Here is a 17,937-nt window from a genome sequence, read left to right on the forward strand (position 1 = left end):
GGCCCCGTGGGGATCGGAAACATCGGGCTCGTCGTGCACCCGAGCAAACCCGTCGACTCGTCCGTGCGCACGATCCTCGACTTCGCCGCCGGCCACCGGTGCCGGGTGCTCGTGCGCAAGTCCCAGGCCGCGCGGGTGCCGGAGGCCGAAACGGTGCCCGACGAGGAGTTCGCCGGGCAGGTGGACGGCATCCTCAGCCTCGGCGGGGACGGCACGATGCTCGGCGCGCTGCGGCTCGTCGTCGGCACCTCCGTGCCCGTGCTCGGCGTCAACCACGGCAACCTCGGCTTCCTCGTCGAGGTCCAGCCGCACCAGCTCGAAATGGCGCTGGAGCAGCTGGTGCGCGAGGACTTCACGGTCGAACCACACAGCTGCCTGACCACCGGGGAGCACACGGCGTTCAACGACCTCGTGCTCACCCGGCTCGGCCGCGGCGCCGTGTCGGTCGATCTGACGGTCAACGGCCAGCAGTTCGGCTACTACCGCTGCGATGCGCTGGTGGTCGCGACGCCCACCGGCTCGACCGCCTACAACTACGCCGCCGGCGGGCCGGTCGTCTCGCCGTCCGCGCCCGCGCTCGTGGTCACGCCCGTCGCGCCGATGGCCGGGGTCAGCCGCCCGGTCGTGCTCGGGCCCAGCGACGAGATCCGCCTGCACCTCGCGCCCGACAGCGCGCCCGTCGGGCTGGAGGTCGACGGCACCGAGGCGGAGCACCTGGCACCGGACGGGGTGGTCACCGCCCGCCTGCTCCTGGACGCCGCGAAGGTGGTGCGCCTGTCCGCCGGTACCCACGCGAGCCGCAGCCGCGTCAAACTGAGCCTGCTGGACCTGCCGCTGCGACCGGACCAGCTGCTCGACCTCGTTCCCGAACACGTCCGGAAGCGACTGGGTTGAGGCCCTCGCCGCCGGGGAAAAGAGGCGACATGACGACCCCACGCGAGACGTACCGGCCCTTCGGGCTCCCCACCGACCTCGGCGAGCAGGTCCGCCGCGTGACCGGGCGCTGGTGGCTGGTCACGCTGCTGGGCCTCGCGACCGCGGTGCTGGGCGTCCTGCTGCTCGCGAACCTCGCCACCGCGGTCGGCGTGCTGGCGACACTCGTCGCGATCGCGCTCATCGTGGAGGGTGTCAACCAGCTCGTCACCGCCGACCGGCAGCACCGGCGCTGGCCCGCCTACGCGCTCGGCGTGGTGTGGGTCGTCGTCGGCGTGATCGCGCTGGCCTGGCCCGGGATCACGCTGCTCGCGCTCGCCGCGACCGTCGGTGTCGGTCTCGTCGTCGGCGGGGTCATCGAAGCGGCCGGTGCGATCGCGGCACGCCGGGCCCTGCCGATGTGGGGCCTGTGGCTCACGCTCGGCGTGCTGACGCTGGTCATCGGGATCATCGCGCTCGCCTGGCCCGGGCTGACGATCCTGACGCTGGCCATCTGGCTCGGCATCACACTCGTCGTCCGTGGCGTCAGCGCGATCGCGTTCGGCTTGTTGCTCAGGAGGGCGCACCGGTCCGTCTAGCCGGGCGGTGAGTTTCGAGCCTCCGCGGGGTCTGCACCGATCGACAGACACAGCGGAGAGAGGAACCACCGTGGGCAAGCTGATCGTGGACGAGTTCATGACCCTCGACGGAGTGGCGCAGTCGCCGGGACAGCCCGACGAGGACCGGGACGGCGGCTTCCGCCACGGCGGGTGGCACGCGTCGTTCCTGGACCCCGAGGCGGGCAAGGCCGGGTTCGAAAGAGCCCAGTCGATGGACGCCCTGCTGCTCGGCCGCCGGACCTACGACGTGTTCGCCGGCTTCTGGCCGACCGCTCCCGAGGAGATGCCGTTCACCGGCCTGCTCAACGGCGTGCCCAAGTACGTCGCGAGCCGGACGCTCACCGAACCGTCCTGGCAGGGCACGACGCTGCTGGCCCAGCCCGTCGAGGAGAGCGTCGCCGCGCTGAAGGAGCGCCACGAGGAGGTGCACGTCATCGGCAGCCTCAACCTGGTGCAGCAGCTGCTGCGCGCCGGCCTCGTCGACCGGCTGGACCTGCTGGTCGACCCGCTCGTGCTCGGCACCGGCAAGAAGGTGTTCGGCGACGGGATGCCGCCCACCGCGCTGCGGCTGGTCGACTCGACGGCCTACGCCAACGGCATGCTCCACCTGGCTTACGAACCCACCGGCGCACCGACCTACGGCACCATCGGCTAGGCGTACTTGGCCAGCACGAGCCAGCCGTGCCCCGGCACGGTGCTGCCGGGGCGGTCGCCGGGTGACGCGGTGGCGATCACCGAGAAACCGGTGACGTCCAACGGGAACCGGTAGGGCTCATCCCCGATGTTCAGCAGCGTCAGCACCTCGCCCTCGGCCGCGAGGGACCGCAGCGCGACCGCGCGGTTGGTGAGGTGCTCGACCGACGTGTGCGCCCGCACCAGCCACGGGTGCCGCCGGCGCATGCCGATCAGCCGCTGGTGCAGGCGGTAGGTGGGCCAGCCGAACGGCGCCAGCTCGCCGGGCTCACGCGGGAACGCGGGGCGGATCGCGTCGTCGCCGCCCTCGCGTTCCTCCTTGAGGCCGCGGAACGCCTGCTCGTCGCCGTAGTAGATGCTCGGCACCCCGGCGAGGGTCGTGAGCAGCACGAGCGCGTGCGCGAAGTGGCGTTCGTCGGTCAGCCGCGAGGCCAGGCGCGTGACGTCGTGGTTGCCGACGAACGTCTGCGGCACGAACACGTCGAGCAGCGCCACGTGCCGCTTCAGCGCCCAGGCCAGCTCGAAGAAGTTCCCGTCGTTGAGCGAGCTCCAGATCGCCTTCCACAGCTCGTACTGCGTGACCGAGTCGAGCCCGCTGCGCTCGACGTAGGCCGTGTAGTCGCCGTGCAGGACCTCGCCGACGAGCCACGCGTCGGGATGCCGTTCCCGCACCGCGGGCAGGACGCGCTGCCAGAACTCCGGGGGCACCGCGTACGCCGCGTCGAGCCGCCAGCCCGACACTCCCCGGTCGAGCCAGTGGTTGAGCACGCGTGTCACGTACTCGGCCACGGCGGGCTTGGCGTGGTCGAGCGCGACGAGATGGTGGTGCCCCTCGAAGACGTCGTACGCCCCGTCCGGGCGGCGGCGGAACCAGTCCCGTCCCTGCGCGAACCTGGCGCTGACGTGGTTGAACACCCCGTCGAGCACCACTCGCAGGCCCCGCTCCCCCGCCGCGGCGACCAGCCGGTCGAAGTCCTGCTCGTCGCCGAGCCGCGGGTCGATGCGGAAGTGGTCGACCGTGTCGTAGCCGTGGGTCTCGGAGGCGAACACCGGGCCGAGCAGCAGGCCCGAGCAGCCGAGCTCGACGGCGTAGTCCAGCCAGTCGGCGAGCCGGCGGAGCCGGTGCTGGCCCGGGCTCTCCGCGGCGGCCCGCGGCGCCCCGGTGAACCCCAGGGGGTAGACGTGCCAGAAGATCGCGTGCTCCGCCCAGCGGACCATCCGTGCTCCTCGTCTCATGCCTATCGGTAGCGCCTGCCGCCGCCGACCGCGATGCTTTACGGGTGGATCAGGACCTCTCGGACCTCTCGGCACTCGCTGCCGCGTACGGCGTGGCTACCCGCTACGAAAACTCCGAACAACGCGAGGTCGTCGTCGACGATGACGTCGTGGTCGCCGTGCTCGCCCAGTTCGGGGTCGACGCGTCGAGCCCCGCAAGCATCCGGCGCGAACTCGCCGCCGTCCGCGAGACACGAGAACGTACCGCCCTCCCCCCGACCCTCGTGCTCCGGGCCGGTACCGGGCACGACGCGGGCGGCCCGGCCGTGCTCCATCTGGAGGACGGCACGCGCCGCGAGATCGACGGCACCATTCCCGCCGACCTGCCGCTGGGCTGGCACCGCGTGGTGACCGGCGAGCAGGAGGTCGTGCTGGCGGTGGTGCCGGACCGGCTGCCCGACGTGCCGCCCGCGTGGGGCTGGATGCTCCAGCTGTACGGGCTGCGCTCGGCCGAGTCGTGGGGCGCGGGCGACTACGGCGATCTCGCCGAGGTGGCCCGGCGGTCGGCCGAGGAGCTGGGCGCGGGCGTGCTGCTGGTCAACCCCGTGCAGGCGATCAGCCCGACGCACCCCATCGAGCGCTCGCCGTACTCCCCGGCGAGCCGCCGCTTCGCGAACCCGCTCTACCTGCGGGTCACGGCCACGAAAGCGTTTGCGGACGCCGACGAGGCCACGCGCCGACGGATCCTCGCGCTCAAGCCCGACCCGGACACCGAGCTGATCGACTACGACGCGGTGTGGGACGCGAAGCTGGCCGCGCTGGAGCTGTTGTGGCCGCAGGACATCGCGGAACCGGACCCGGCGCTGCGGGACTTCGCGACGTTCAGCGCCCTCGCCGAGCGGCACGGCCCGGACTGGCGCGAGTGGCCCGAGCCGCTGCGCGACCGCGACAGCGCCGAGGTCGCCGCGGCGCGGGAGGAGCTGGCCGACCGGATCTCGTTCCACGCCTGGCTGCAGCACCTGTGCCGCGAACAGCTCGACGCCGCGCGGCAGGCGGCGCACGACGCCGGGATGCCGGTCGGGATCGTGCACGACATGCCCGTGGGTGTGCACCCCGGCGGCGCCGACACGTGGGCGCTCGGCGACGCGTTCGCCGCGAAGGTGACCGTCGGCGCGCCGCCGGACGCGTTCAGCCAGCAGGGGCAGGACTGGAACCTTCCGCCGTGGCGGCCGGACCGGCTCGCCGAGCTCGGCTACGCGCCGTTCCGCGACGTGCTGCGCGGCGTGCTCCAGTATGCCGACGGGGTGCGCATCGACCACGTCGCCGGACTGTGGCGGCTGTGGTGGATCCCGCCGGGCGAGCCGCCGTCACGCGGCACGTACGTGCACTACGACGCCGAAGCGATGATGGGCATCCTCGCGCTGGAAGCGCACCGCGCGAACGCGGTCGTCGTCGGCGAGGACCTCGGCACCGTCGAGCCCGAAGTGACCGAGACGATGCACGAGCGCGGGATGCTCTCCTCGGCCGTGCTGTGGTTCCAGCGCGACTACGACACACCCGGACATCCGTTTGTCCCGCCGGGAAAGTGGGATTCTGAGTCCATGGCGAGCATCACCACGCACGACCTCCCGACGGTGGCCGGCTGGCTCACCTCGGAGCACGTGCGGGTGCGCGCCGAGCTGGGCCTGCTCGACGGACCGGCCGAGCGGGAGTACGAAAGCGCCGCGGAGGAACGGGAGGCACTGACTAACTTCCTTGCAGAGCAAGGGATTCCGCACGAAGACATGGTGGCGGCGCTGCACACGCTGCTCGCCTCCGCCGCGTCCCGCCTGCTGCTGACCGCACCCGCCGACGTCGTCGGCGAACGCCGCCAGCCCAACCTGCCGGGCACGGTCGACCAGTACCCGAACTGGCGGCTACCCTTGCCCGTCACCGTCGACGAGTTCTTCGCCGACCCCGGCGTGAGCCGTCTGGTCGCCACCCTGCGGGCCGCGCGCCCGCTGAACCGCTGAGGAGACCACGTTGCCGCCCTGGCCCGGAACGCCCTACCCACTCGGAGCCACCTACGACGGGGTCGGGACCAACTTCGCCCTGTTCTCCGAAGTCGCCGACCGCGTCGAACTGTGCCTCATCGGCGAGGAGGGCAAGGAGGAGCGCGTCACCCTGCCCGAGGTGGACGGGTTCGTCCACCACGGTTACCTGCTCGGCGTCGGCCCCGGCCAGCGCTACGGCTACCGCGTGCACGGCCCCTACGACCCGGAGCAGGGGTTGCGCTGCAACCCGAACAAGCTCCTGATCGACCCGTACGCCAAGGCGATCTCGGGCGGGGTGGACTGGGACGAGTCCCTGTTCGGCTACCCCTTCGGCTCGCCGGGGGAGCGCAACGACGGCGACTCCGCCGGGCACGTGCCGCTCGCCACCGTGGTCAGCCCGTTCTTCGACTGGGCCGACGACCGGCCGCCGCGCACGCCGTACAACGAGTCGGTGATCTACGAGGCCCACGTGCGCGGCCTGACGATGAACCACCCCGAGGTGCCGCCGCGGCTGCGTGGCACGTACGCCGGGCTCGCGCACCCCGCGGTCATCGAGCACCTGCAGAAGCTGGGCGTGACGGCGATCGAGCTGATGCCGGTGCACCAGTTCATCACCGACCACGGCCTGGTCGAGAAGGGGCTGGCCAACTACTGGGGCTACAACACGATCGGCTTCTTCGCCCCGCACGAGGCGTATGCGGCGCTGCCCGAGCAGGCCGGCCAGGTGCAGGAGTTCAAGGGCATGGTCCGCGCCCTGCACGAGGCCAACATCGAGGTGATCCTCGACGTCGTCTACAACCACACCGCCGAGGGCAACCACCTGGGCCCGACGCTGTCCATGCGCGGTATCGACAACCACGCCTACTACCGGCTCGTCGACGACCAGCCGAAGTACTACATGGACTACACGGGCACCGGGAACTCGCTCAACGTCCGGCACCCGCACACGCTGCAGCTGATCATGGACTCGCTGCGGTACTGGGTCACCGAGATGCACGTCGACGGGTTCCGCTTCGACCTGGCCGCCACGCTGGCGCGCGAGTTCTACGACGTGGACCGGCTGTCCACGTTCTTCGACCTCGTGCAGCAGGACCCGACGGTGAGCAGGGTGAAGCTGATCGCCGAGCCGTGGGACGTCGGGCCCGGCGGCTACCAGGTGGGCAACTTCCCTCCACTGTGGACGGAGTGGAACGGCAAGTACCGCGACACCGTGCGGGACTTCTGGCGCGGTGAGCCCTCGACGCTGGGCGAGTTCGCCTCGCGCATCACGGGTTCGTCCGACCTGTACCAGGACGACGGGCGCCGCCCGTTCGCGTCGGTCAACTTCGTCACCGCGCACGACGGCTTCACGCTGCACGACCTGGTGTCCTACAACGACAAGCACAACGAGGCCAACGGCGAGGACGGCCACGACGGCGCCGACGACAACCGGTCGTGGAACTGCGGCGTGGAGGGCGAGACCGAGGACGCGGAGGTGAACGCGCTGCGCGAGCGCCAGCGCCGCAACTTCCTCGCCACGCTGCTGCTGTCGCAGGGCGTGCCGATGCTGCTGCACGGCGACGAGCTGGGCCGCACGCAGCAGGGCAACAACAACGCCTACTGCCAGGACAACGACCTCTCGTGGGTGGACTGGCGGCTGCTGGAGGAGAACGCGGACCTCGTCCACTTCGTCGGCAAGCTGACCGAGTTCCGGCGCAACCACCCGGTGTTCCGGCGGCGGCGGTTCTTCCAGGGCAGGCCGATCCGCAAGAGCGACGAGGTCGCCGACATCGCCTGGTTCACCCCCGCGGGCCAGGAGATGAAGGAGCAGAACTGGGACGACGGCTTCGGCAGGTCGGTCGTCGTGTTCCTCAACGGCAAGGGCATCCCGGACCTGGACCAGCGGGGCATGCGCGTGGAGGACGACTCGTTCCTCATGGCGTTCAACGCGCACTACGAGGACATCGACTGGACCCTGCCGGACGACGAGTACGGGTCGGAGTGGGCGATCGTGATCGACACCGCGAAGGGTGAGGTGTCGGAGGAGACGGCCGAGCCGCACGTGGCCGCGGGCGGCAGCATCACCCTGCCCGCCAGGGCGCTGATGGTGCTCCAGCGCTGCGAGCAGGCCGCGGAATGACGCCGCCGAGCTCGACCTACCGCCTGCAGCTGCGCCCCGAGTTCACCTTCGCCGACGCCGAAGCGCAGGTCGACTACCTGCGCCGGCTCGGCGTGGGCGCGCTGTACGCCTCGCCGGTCCTGGACGCGACGCCCGGGTCCACGCACGGCTACGACGTGGTCGACCCGACGCGGGCGCGGCCCGAACTGGGCGGCGAGGAGGCCCGGAAAGCGCTTTCCGCCAAGCTGCGGGAGGCCGGGCTGGGGTTCGTCGTCGACATCGTGCCCAACCACATGGCGGTCGAGGTCGCGAAGGCCAACCCGTGGTGGTGGGACGTGCTGCGTCACGGCCGGGATTCGGCGTACGCGGGGCACTTCGACATCGACTGGAGCCGCGGCCGGATCCTGCTGCCGGTGCTGGGCGACGACGACGCCGTCGCGGAGCTCAAGGTCGAGGACTCCCCCGACGGCCACGAGCTGGTCTACTACGACCACCGCTTCCCGATCGCGCCCGGTACCGAGGGCGGCTCGCCGCAGGAGGTGCACGCGCGGCAGCACTACGAGCTGGTCGGCTGGCGGCGCGGCAACGCGGAGCTGAACTACCGCCGGTTCTTCGACATCACCACGCTCGCCGCGGTGCGCGTCGAGGTGCCGGAGGTGTTCGCCGACACGCACGGCGAGGTGCTGCGCTGGGTCGCCGACGGCGAGGTCACCGGCCTGCGCGTGGACCACCCGGACGGCCTCGCCGACCCGGGCGGGTACATGCGACGGCTGCGCGAGGGCGCGCCCGGGGCGTGGCTCGTGGTGGAGAAGATCCTGCATCCGGGCGAGGACCTGCCGCAGAGCTGGCCTGTCGACGGCACCACCGGCTACGACGCATTGCGGGAGATCTCCGGCCTGTTCGTCGATCCGGCGGGCGCACCGCGGTTCTCGCTGCTGGCCGGTTCGCCGGACTACGCGGCGGTCGAGGAGGAGGCCCGCCGGCTGGTCACGGACTCGATCCTGGTCGCGGAGATGCGCCGGATCGGGGCGCTGGTGGGTGCGCCGGACGCGCCCGCCGCCGTGGCCGAGCTGATGATCGCGTTCCCGGTGTACCGGTCGTACCTGCCCGAGGGCGAGCCGCACTGGGCGCAGGCCGTCCAGCGGGCCAAGGAAAAGCGGCCCGAACTGGCGTCCACTGTGGACGAAATCGACCGGCGCGTGCGGGCCGAGCCGCACGGGGAGCTGGCCACGCGCATTCAGCAGACCTCCGGCATGGTCGTCGCGAAGGGCACCGAGGACACCACGTTCTACCGCTACACCCGCTTCGCGGCGCTCAACGAGGTCGGCGGCTCGCCCGCGGACTTCGGCACGAGCGTCGCGGAGTTCCACGAGTCGGCCGCGGCCCGTGAGGCGGGCTGGCCGACGGCGATGACCACGCTGACCACCCACGACACCAAGCGGTCCGAGGACGTGCGGGCACGCCTGGCCGTGCTGTCGGAAATACCGGACGAGTTCGCCGACGCGGTGGAGCGGTGGACGGCGACGCACGGCATCGACGAGCCGTCGCTGAACCTGCTGGCGTGGCAGACACTCGTCGGCGCTTGGCCGATTTCGGCCGACCGGCTGCGCGGCTACCTCGACAAGGCCGCCAAGGAAGCCAAGATCCGCACCACCTGGACCGACCACGACGAGGCGTTCGAGCAGGAGGTCGCCGAGTGGCCGGACCGCGTGCTCGGCGCTACGGAGCTGGGCGTCGAGGAGTTCGTCGAGCGGATCAAGGGGCCGGGCTGGTCGAACGCGCTGGGCCAGAAGCTGGTCCAGCTCACCGCGCCCGGGGTGCCCGACGTGTACCAGGGCACCGAGCTGTGGGACCTGTCGCTGGTCGACCCGGACAACCGGCGGCCGGTGGACTACGGCGTGCGCCGGCAGATCCTCGACCGGATCGAGGCGGGCGAGCTGCCGGAGGTCGACGACACGGGCGCGGCGAAGCTGCTCGTCGTGCACCGGACGCTGACCCTGCGTCGTGACCACCCCGAGCTGTTCCGCGGCTACAAGCGGCTGCACGCCGAAGGTCCCGCGGCCGAGCACGCGCTCGCGTTCGAGCGCAACGGGCTGGTCGTCGTCGCGACGCGGCTGCCGGTCGGGCTCGCGAACGGCGGTGGCTGGCGGAACACCGTGCTGCCGTTGCCGCCGGGCGAGTGGACCGACGTCTTCACGGGTACCTCCGCGGCCGGGGAGTTGTCCCGTCTGCTGTCGCGGTATCCCGTGGCACTGCTGGTGCGAGGAGATTGATGGCTTTCACGGTGTGGGCGCCGGGGCAGGACCGTGTCCGGGTGCGGGTCGACGGCGCCGACCACGACATGACCCTGCGCGACGGCGACTGGTGGTACTCCGACGCGACGGGCACGGACTACGCGTTCCTGCTGGGCGAGGACGAGGAGCCGTTGCCGGATCCGCGTTCGCGGTGGCAGCCCGAGGGCGTGCACGGGCCTTCGCGGGTGTACGACCACGGCGCGTTCTCCTGGACCGACCAGTCGTGGACGGGCCGGGCCCTGCCGGGCGGGGTGCTGTACGAGCTGCACGTCGGCACGTTCACCGAGGGCGGCACGTTCGACTCGGCGATCGAGCGCCTCGACCACCTCGTCGACCTCGGGATCACGTTCGTCGAGGTGCTGCCGGTGAACTCGTTCGACGGCACCGCGGGCTGGGGTTACGACGGGGTGCTGTGGGGCGCGGTGCACGAGCCGTACGGCGGGCCCGACGGGTTCAAGCGGTTCGTCGACGCCTGCCACGCGCGCGGGCTGGCCGTGGTGCTCGACGTGGTCTACAACCACCTGGGCCCGTCGGGCGCGTACCTCGACCGGTTCGGGCCGTACTTCGCGGGGCAGAACGACTGGGGCCCGGGGCTCAACCTGGACGGCGAGGGCTCCGACGAGGTCCGCCGGTACGTGATCGACAACGCGCTGGGCTGGCTGCGGGACTTCCACGTCGACGCGCTGCGGCTGGACGCGGTGCACGCGTTGAGCGACCGCCGGGCCACGCACCTGCTGGAGGAGCTGGCACGGGAGGTGGAAGCGCTTTCCGCCGCCGTGTGCCGTCCGCTGACGCTGATCGCCGAGTCGGACCTCAACGACCCGAAGCTGGTGCTGTCGCGGGAGGCCCACGGGTACGGGCTGCACGCGCAGTGGTCGGACGACCTGCACCACGCGCTGCACGTGGCGTTGTCGGGCGAGACGAGCGGGTACTACGCGGACTTCGCGGCGCCGGGCGCGCTGGCCCGGACGCTCAAGGAGGTCTTCTTCCACGCCGGCACGTGGTCGTCCTTCCGCGGCCGCACGCACGGGCGGCCGGTGGACACGCGGACGGTGCCGGGGCACCGGTTCCTGGCGTACCTGCAGAACCACGACCAGATCGGCAACCGCGCGACGGGCGACCGCCTGTCGGCGACGGTGTCCCCCGGCCTGCTCGCGTGCGGGGCGGCGATCGTGTTCTGCTCGCCGTACACGCCGATGATCTTCATGGGCGAGGAGTGGGCGGCGAGCACGCCGTGGCAGTTCTTCGCGTCGTTCCCCGATCCCGAGCTGGCGGAGGCGGTGCGGACGGGCCGGCGGCGGGAGTTCTCGCGGCACGGGTGGGGCGAGTCGGAGGTGCCGGACCCGATCGACCCGGCGACGGTGGAGCGGTCGCGGCTGCGCTGGGTGGAGGTGGCCGAGCCGGGGCACCGGGAGGTGCTGGAGCTGTACCGGTCGCTGATCCGGCTGCGGCGGGAGTGGCCGGCGCTGGCGGACCCGCACCTGGACCGCCTGGAGGTCCGCGCGGAGGGCTCGTGGCTGCTGCTGTACCGCGGCTCCCTGCGGCTGGCGTGCAACCTCGGCCCGGAACCGGTGACCATCCCGTTGGACGGCGAGGCCGCGCAGGTACTGCTGTCGTGGGGCGAGGCGACGGCGACGGGCGCGACGGCGACGCTGCCCCCGGAGTCCTTCGCGCTGGTGGAGCTGCTCGATTGAGCATCTCCAAAAATAACTCCTGAGCTGCGGATGTGCGAAATGTCGGGGGAGGCTGGGAAGATCGGAAGATGGCCATCCCACCGTCAGCAGCCGACACCGCAGTCCTCGCCGGCCGCCCCTTCCCGCTGGGCGCGCACCCCGAAGGGGGTGGCGTCCGCTTCGCCGTGACCTCGAACGTCGCGGAGGCGGTGGAGGTGTGCCTGATCTCCGACGACGGCTCCGAGCGCCGCGTGGAGCTGACCGAGCGCACCTTCGGCGTGTGGCACGGCCTGGTCCCCGGCGTCACCTCCGGCCAGAAGTACGGCTACCGCGTCCACGGCCCGTACGCGCCGCAGCGCGGGCTGCGCTGCAACCCCGCGAAGCTCCTCGTCGACCCGTACGCCACGCACATCACCGGCGCGCTCACCGACCTCGACGCCGCGCTCGGGTACGTCGGCGACCCGATGCACGGCAAAATCTCCAAAGTGGACTCGCTCGGCAGCGTCCCGCTGTCGGTCGTCGGCTCGCACGGCGGGCCCGACACCGGCGTCAAGCCGGAGGTGCCGTTCGAGGAGTCGGTGATCTACGAGCTGCACGTCAAGGGCTACACGCAACAGCACCCGTTCGTCCCGGAGCACCTGCGCGGCACGTACCTCGGCATCGCGCACCCGGTGGTGATCGAGCACCTGGTGCGCCTCGGCGTCACCGCCGTCGAACTGCTGCCCGTGCACTGGTTCACCGAGGAGCCGTACCTCGTGCGCACCGGCCGCCGCAACTACTGGGGCTACTCCCCGCTCGGCTACTTCGCCCCGCACGCCGGGTACGCGAGCGAACCGGGCCGCGAGGTCGAGGAGTTCCGCACCATGGTCGCCGCGCTGCACGCGGTGAACATCGAGGTGATCATGGACGTCGTCTTCAACCACACGTGCGAAGGCGGCTTCGAAGGCCCCACCCTGAGTTTCCGCGGCCTCGACGCGCCCGCCTACTACCTGCACGGCCCCCGCGGCGGCGGCTTCGACCTCACCGGCTGCGGCAACACCCTCGAAGCCGGCTCCCCCACCGTGATCAGGCTGGTCACCGACTCGCTGCGCTACTGGGCCACCGAGATGGGTGTCGACGGCTTCCGCTTCGACCTCGCCAGCACGCTCGGCCGCCCGCACGGCGGCGCGTTCGACCGCGACTCGGCGATGCTCACGGCCATCACCACCGACCCGGTCCTGTCGCGCTGCAAGCTGATCGCCGAACCGTGGGACGTCACGGGCGAGGGCTACCGCGTCGGCGACTTCGGCGCGCAGTGGGCCGAGTGGAACGGCCGCTACCGCGACACCGTGCGCGACTTCTGGCGCGGCGCGGTCCGGGTCGACGACCTCGCGTTCCGGCTGTCCGGCTCGTCCGACCTCTACGACCACAACCTGCGCCGCCCGTGGCAGTCGATCAACTTCGTCACCGCCCACGACGGTTTCACGCTGCGGGACCTGGTGTCGTACAACGGCAAGCACAACGAGGCCAACGGCGAGGACAACCGGGACGGCAGCAACGACAACCGCTCCTGGAACCACGGCGTCGAGGGCCCGACGGACGACCCGGACATCACCGCGCTGCGTGCCCGCCAGGCCCGCAACATCCTCGCCACGCTCCTGCTGTCCACCGGCACCCCGATGATCGTCGCGGGCGACGACCTGTGGCGCACCCAGCACGGCAACAACAACGCCTACTGCCTCGACGACGAGACGTCCTGGCTCGACTGGGCGGGCGGCGAGGACGCCGAGGCGATGCTCGCGTTCGCCCGCCGCGTGATCCACCTGCGTGCGGACAGCCCGGCGCTGCGCCAGCCGCAGTTCTTCGAGGGCCGCAAGACGCCCACGGGCAAACCGGACCTGATCTGGCTGCGTCCCGACGGGACGGAGATGACCGAGAAGGACTGGTTCGACGACGACCGCCGGACGCTCGGCATGTGGATCGACGGTTCCAACAGCCAGTCCCGCACCCGGGCGGGCGAGCTGATCCCGGACCACTCCTGGTTGCTGTGGCTGCATTCCGGCGACGAACCGGTGGAGATCACGCTGCCCGCGGAGGAGTACGGGCCGTCGTTCAAGCCGACGCTCGACACCAGCTGCCCCGACGGCGACCCGGCGCGCGTCGAGCCGCTCAAGCCCGGCGACACCCTCACCCTCACCTCGCGGTCCCTGCTGCTGTTGCGCGCACCGCGCCGGTGACGCCTGGGTTACCAGTCGGCGCGGGCACTGGACAGGAGTCGCCCGGCGTCCCAAAGTGGCAACCGATAGGTTTGCGCTTGTCCGCAGCCGGGTACCACCTGCCGAGGACCTGTTCCCGGTCTTGAAAATCTTCACCCACAGGCTGCGGCTTCCGCGCATCACACACGCACATCAAGGGAAGGGGCGCTGCCGATGACCGGCCGGCTCGGCATCGACGACGTGACCCCGGCGGTGAGCTGTGGCCAGTACCCGGCCAAGGCCGTCGTCGGTGAGCACGTCCCGGTTTCGGCGACCGTCTGGCGGGAGGGGCACGACGCCCTCGCCGCCACAGTCACATGGCGAGGCCCGAACGACCGGGTCGCGCGGCGGACGCGGATGACCGAGCAGGGCACGGGACTCGACCGCTACGGCGCCGTGATCGTGCCCGACTGCGAAGGCATGTGGACGTTCCGCGTGGACGCGTGGAGTGACCCGTGGTCCACGTGGCGGCACAACGTGAAGGTGAAGGTCGCCGCCGGGCAGGGTGCCGACGAGCTGGCCAACGACCTGGAGATCGGCGCGCAGCTGCTCGACCGCGTGTCCCGCCGTCCGGACCGCCGCCGCGAACGGGCGTTGCTGGCCAGCGCTTCGGCCGCGCTGCGTGATTCGGTGCGGCTGCTCGCCGAGCGGATCGGGCCCGCGCTGTCGAACGACGTCGAGCGCGTCATGCACGAGTACCCGGTGCGCGAGCTGGTCACCAAGGGCAAGCCGTTCAAGATCTGGGTCGACCGGGAGCGCGCCGCCTACGGGTCCTGGTACGAGTTCTTCCCGCGCTCCACGGGCGGCTGGGACGCCGAGGGCAAGCCGGTGCACGGCACGTTCGCCACCGCCACCAAGGAGCTCGACCGCGTCGCCCGGATGGGCTTCGACGTCGTCTACCTGCCGCCGATCCACCCCATCGGCCGCGTGAACCGCAAGGGGCGCAACAACTCCGTCGTCGCGGACGAGAACGACGTCGGCTCGCCCTGGGCCATCGGCTCCGACGAGGGCGGGCACGACGCGGTCCACCCCGACCTGGGCACGCTGGAGGACTTCGACGCGTTCGTGGCGCGCGCGGAGGAGCTGGGCCTGGAGGTGGCGATCGACCTGGCGCTGCAGGCCGCGCCCGACCACCCGTGGGTGCTCAAGCACCCGGAGTTCTTCACCACGCGCCCCGACGGCACCATCGCGTACGCGGAGAACCCGCCGAAGAAGTACCAGGACATCTACCCGATCAACTTCGACAACGACCCGCAGGCCATCTACAACGAGGTGCTGCGCGTCGTGCTCCACTGGGTCGGGCACGGGGTGCGGATCTTCCGGGTCGACAACCCGCACACCAAGCCGCCGGACTTCTGGGCCTGGCTGATCGCCACCGTCAAGGACGCGCACCCCGACGTGCTGTTCCTGTCGGAGGCGTTCACGCGCCCGGCGCGGCTGTGGGGCCTGGCGAAGCTCGGTTTCACCCAGAGCTACACGTACTTCACCTGGCGGACCAGCAAGGAGGAGCTCGTCGAGTTCGGGGAGGACCTGGTCGAGCACTGGGACCAGGGGCGGCCCAACCTGTTCGTCAACACCCCGGACATCCTCCACGAGTCGCTGCAGCGGGGCGGGCCGGGCATGTTCGCCCTGCGGGCCGCGCTCGCCGCGACGCTGTCCCCGTCGTGGGGCGTGTACTCCGGTTACGAGCTGTACGAGTGCCAGCCCGTGCGCGAGGGCAGCGAGGAGTACCTCAACTCCGAGAAGTACGAGCTGCGCCCGCGCGACTTCGCCAAGGCGCTGGCCGAGGGCCGGTCGCTCGAACCGTGGCTGACCAAGCTCAACGCCGTCCGGCGCGCGCACCCCGCGCTGCAGCAGATGCGCACCCTGAAGTTCCACCACATCGACAACGGCGGACTGATCGCCTACTCCAAGCAGGACCCCGCCACCGGCGACACGGTCGTCGTCGTGGCGACGCTGAACCCCTTCGGAGCCGAGGAGGGCACGTTGTGGCTCGACCTGCCCGCGCTCGGTTTCGACTGGTACGACCGGCTGATCGCGCACGACGAGGTCACCGGTGAGACCTGGGACTGGGGCCAGGCCAACTACGTGCGGCTCGAACCCTGGCGGGCGGTCGCGCACGTGGTGAGCCTGCAACGACGACTGGCCGGCTGACACGGAACGAGCAGGAGGGCACCCCCGTGCCGGCGAGGCGCACGGGGGTGGCGGGGACGTACCCGGATTTCAGGTGGGACGAGGTGGAGTGATGGTTGAAGAACCCCGGCCCGACGCGGCACTCGGGCTGCATCGAAGCGAGCCCTCACACCGGCGAGCAACGCACCACAGCAACAACAGTCGGGACGAGGTGGAGTGATGGTTGAAGAACCCCGGCCCGACGCGGCACTCGGGCTGGACGGGGTGCCTCATACCGGTGAGGCGATGACCGAAGAAGGCATGCTGGTCGAACCCCAGGCCGACGACTTCCAGTCGGCGAAACAGGCTCCCAGCAACCCCATGTGGTACAAGGGCGCCGTCTTCTACGAGGTGCTGGTGCGCGCCTTCACCGACTCCAACGGTGACGGCACCGGCGACCTGCGGGGCCTGGCCGGGCGGCTGGACTACCTCGAATGGCTCGGGGTGGACTGCCTGTGGCTGCCCCCGTTCTACGCCTCGCCGCTGCGCGACGGCGGCTACGACATCTCCGACTTCCGCGCGGTGCTGCCCGAGTTCGGCACCGTGGAGGACTTCGTCTACCTGCTGGACGAGGCGCACAAGCGGGGCATCAGGGTGATCACCGACCTGGTGCTCAACCACACCTCGGACATGCACCCGTGGTTCCAGCAGTCCCGCACCGATCCCGACGGGCCGTACGGCGACTTCTACGTGTGGAGCGACGACGACTCCCGCTACGCCGACGCCCGCATCATCTTCGTCGACACCGAGACCTCCAACTGGACCTACGACCCGGTGCGCGGCCAGTTCTACTGGCACCGGTTCTTCAGCCACCAGCCCGACCTCAACTACGAGAACCCCGCCGTGCAGGAGGCGATGATCGACGTCCTGCGGTTCTGGCTGAACCTGGGCATCGACGGATTCCGCCTGGACGCCGTGCCGTACCTGTTCGAGCAGGAGGGCACCAACTGCGAGAACCTGCCGCGCACGCACGAGTTCCTCAAACGCTGCCGCAAGGTGGTCGACGACGAGTACCCGGGCCGCGTGCTGCTGGCCGAGGCGAACCAGTGGCCCTCCGACGTCGTGGAGTACTTCGGCGACCCGGCCACCGGCGGCGACGAGTGCCACATGGCGTTCCACTTCCCGCTGATGCCACGCATCTTCATGGCGGTGCGCCGGGAGTCCCGCTTCCCGATCTCCGAGATCCTCGCCCAGACCCCGAAGATCCCCGACAACAGCCAGTGGGGCATCTTCCTGCGCAACCACGACGAGCTGACGCTCGAAATGGTCAGCGACGAAGAGCGCGACTACATGTACTCGGAGTACGCCAAGGACCCGCGGATGAAGGCCAACATCGGCATCCGCCGGCGCCTGGCCCCGCTGCTGGAGAACGACCGGAACCAGCTCGAACTGTTCACGGCCATGCTGCTGTCCCTCCCGGGCTCGCCCGTCCTGTACTACGGTGACGAGATCGGCATGGGCGACAACATCTGGCTGGGTGACCGCGACGCGGTGCGCACACCCATGCAGTGGACCCCGGACCGGAACGCGGGCTTCTCCTCGTGCGACCCGGGCCGGATCTACCTGCCGGTCATCATGGACCCCATCTACGGCTACCAGGCCATCAACGTGGAGGCGCAACGCGACAGCGCTTCCTCGCTGCTCAACTGGACCCGGCGGATGATCGAGGTGCGCAAGCAGCACCACGCGTTCGCCGAGGGCGAGTTCGTCGAGCTCGGCGGGTCCAACCCGAGCGTGCTGGCGTACAAGCGCACGTGGACGAGGCCCGACGGACGGCAGGACGTGGTCCTGTGCGTGAACAACCTGTCCCGGTTCCCGCAGCCGGTGGAGCTGAACCTGGCCGAGCACGAGGGCTGCACGCCGATGGAGCTCACCGGAGGCGTGCTGTTCCCCGACATCGGGGAGCTGCCGTACCTGCTCACCCTGCCCGGCCACGGGTTCTACTGGTTCCAGCTGCTGGACGAGGACGCGAAGGCGAGGCGAGGTGACTGAC

At 70.9% G+C, this 17,937-nt stretch carries 11 protein-coding genes; 10 read left to right on the forward strand and 1 reads right to left on the reverse strand.

Features of this window, described 5'->3' with window-relative positions:
• The first annotated feature begins 6 nt into the window (after positions 1 to 6).
• The 3 genes from FHX82_RS16375 (at position 7) to FHX82_RS16385 (ending at position 2,187) form a co-directional block, all read left to right on the forward strand.
• Positions 7 to 894 (forward strand): NAD(+)/NADH kinase, encoded by an 888-nt coding sequence (locus FHX82_RS16375; protein WP_145932673.1) that lies wholly within the window; start codon positions 7 to 9, stop codon positions 892 to 894.
• Between the two features lie 29 nt (positions 895 to 923).
• Entirely contained in the window at positions 924 to 1,511 is a 588-nt protein-coding gene (locus FHX82_RS16380; protein ID WP_145932672.1) for an HdeD family acid-resistance protein, read from the forward strand.
• Positions 1,512 to 1,581: 70 nt separating this feature from the next.
• Positions 1,582 to 2,187 carry a dihydrofolate reductase family protein gene (locus FHX82_RS16385; RefSeq protein ID WP_145932671.1) on the forward strand — a complete coding sequence of 202 codons (606 nt, stop codon included), beginning with the start codon at positions 1,582 to 1,584 and terminating at the stop codon, positions 2,185 to 2,187.
• On the opposite strand, the gene FHX82_RS16390 is transcribed toward FHX82_RS16385, so the two are convergent.
• On the reverse strand, positions 2,184 to 3,443 hold the full coding sequence (locus tag FHX82_RS16390; RefSeq protein ID WP_145932670.1) for an alpha-amylase family protein: 1,260 nt from the start codon (positions 3,441 to 3,443) through the stop codon (positions 2,184 to 2,186). The genes FHX82_RS16385 and FHX82_RS16390 overlap by 4 nt on opposite strands.
• Before the next feature lie 62 nt (positions 3,444 to 3,505).
• Between FHX82_RS16390 and malQ the strand changes: the two genes are divergently transcribed.
• The 7 genes from malQ to treS all read left to right on the forward strand — a co-directional run bounded on the left by malQ (position 3,506) and on the right by treS (position 17,936).
• On the forward strand, positions 3,506 to 5,452 hold the full coding sequence (gene malQ / locus FHX82_RS16395) for a 4-alpha-glucanotransferase (protein ID WP_145932669.1): 1,947 nt from the start codon (positions 3,506 to 3,508) through the stop codon (positions 5,450 to 5,452).
• 10 nt (positions 5,453 to 5,462) lie between these two features.
• Entirely contained in the window at positions 5,463 to 7,592 is a 2,130-nt protein-coding gene (gene glgX / locus FHX82_RS16400; protein WP_145932668.1) for a glycogen debranching protein GlgX, read from the forward strand.
• Positions 7,589 to 9,844, forward strand: coding sequence for a malto-oligosyltrehalose synthase (gene treY, locus FHX82_RS16405; protein ID WP_145932667.1), 2,256 nt, complete (start codon positions 7,589 to 7,591; stop codon positions 9,842 to 9,844). Before glgX (FHX82_RS16400) ends, treY begins: the two co-directional genes overlap by 4 nt.
• Positions 9,844 to 11,559 (forward strand): malto-oligosyltrehalose trehalohydrolase, encoded by a 1,716-nt coding sequence (gene treZ / locus FHX82_RS16410; protein ID WP_145932666.1) that lies wholly within the window; start codon positions 9,844 to 9,846, stop codon positions 11,557 to 11,559. The genes treY and treZ overlap by 1 nt, the downstream gene beginning before the upstream one ends.
• A 68-nt stretch (positions 11,560 to 11,627) precedes the next feature.
• Positions 11,628 to 13,754 (forward strand): glycogen debranching protein GlgX, encoded by a 2,127-nt coding sequence (gene glgX / locus FHX82_RS16415; protein ID WP_145932665.1) that lies wholly within the window; start codon positions 11,628 to 11,630, stop codon positions 13,752 to 13,754.
• 192 nt (positions 13,755 to 13,946) lie between these two features.
• Positions 13,947 to 15,926 carry a maltotransferase domain-containing protein gene (locus FHX82_RS16420; RefSeq protein ID WP_145932664.1) on the forward strand — a complete coding sequence of 660 codons (1,980 nt, stop codon included), beginning with the start codon at positions 13,947 to 13,949 and terminating at the stop codon, positions 15,924 to 15,926.
• Between the two features lie 198 nt (positions 15,927 to 16,124).
• Entirely contained in the window at positions 16,125 to 17,936 is a 1,812-nt protein-coding gene (treS, locus tag FHX82_RS16425; RefSeq protein ID WP_145932663.1) for a maltose alpha-D-glucosyltransferase, read from the forward strand.
• Position 17,937 lies beyond the last annotated feature (1 nt).

The sequence above is a fragment of the Amycolatopsis bartoniae genome (genome assembly GCF_014191255.1).
Classification (GTDB): domain Bacteria; phylum Actinomycetota; class Actinomycetes; order Mycobacteriales; family Pseudonocardiaceae; genus Amycolatopsis_E; species Amycolatopsis_E bartoniae.

Bases quoted from the DNA above. Each gene is read 5' to 3' on its own strand.
- glgX (WP_145932665.1), top strand. From the start codon at position 11,628: ATGGCCATCCCACCGTCAGCAGCCGACACCGCAGTCCTCGCCGGCCGC.
- treS (WP_145932663.1), top strand. From the start codon at position 16,125: ATGGTTGAAGAACCCCGGCCCGACGCGGCACTCGGGCTGGACGGGGTG.
- FHX82_RS16390 (WP_145932670.1), bottom strand. From the start codon at position 3,443: ATGGTCCGCTGGGCGGAGCACGCGATCTTCTGGCACGTCTACCCCCTG.
- treY (WP_145932667.1), top strand. From the start codon at position 7,589: ATGACGCCGCCGAGCTCGACCTACCGCCTGCAGCTGCGCCCCGAGTTC.
- treZ (WP_145932666.1), top strand. From the start codon at position 9,844: ATGGCTTTCACGGTGTGGGCGCCGGGGCAGGACCGTGTCCGGGTGCGG.
- FHX82_RS16420 (WP_145932664.1), top strand. From the start codon at position 13,947: ATGACCGGCCGGCTCGGCATCGACGACGTGACCCCGGCGGTGAGCTGT.
- FHX82_RS16380 (WP_145932672.1), top strand. From the start codon at position 924: ATGACGACCCCACGCGAGACGTACCGGCCCTTCGGGCTCCCCACCGAC.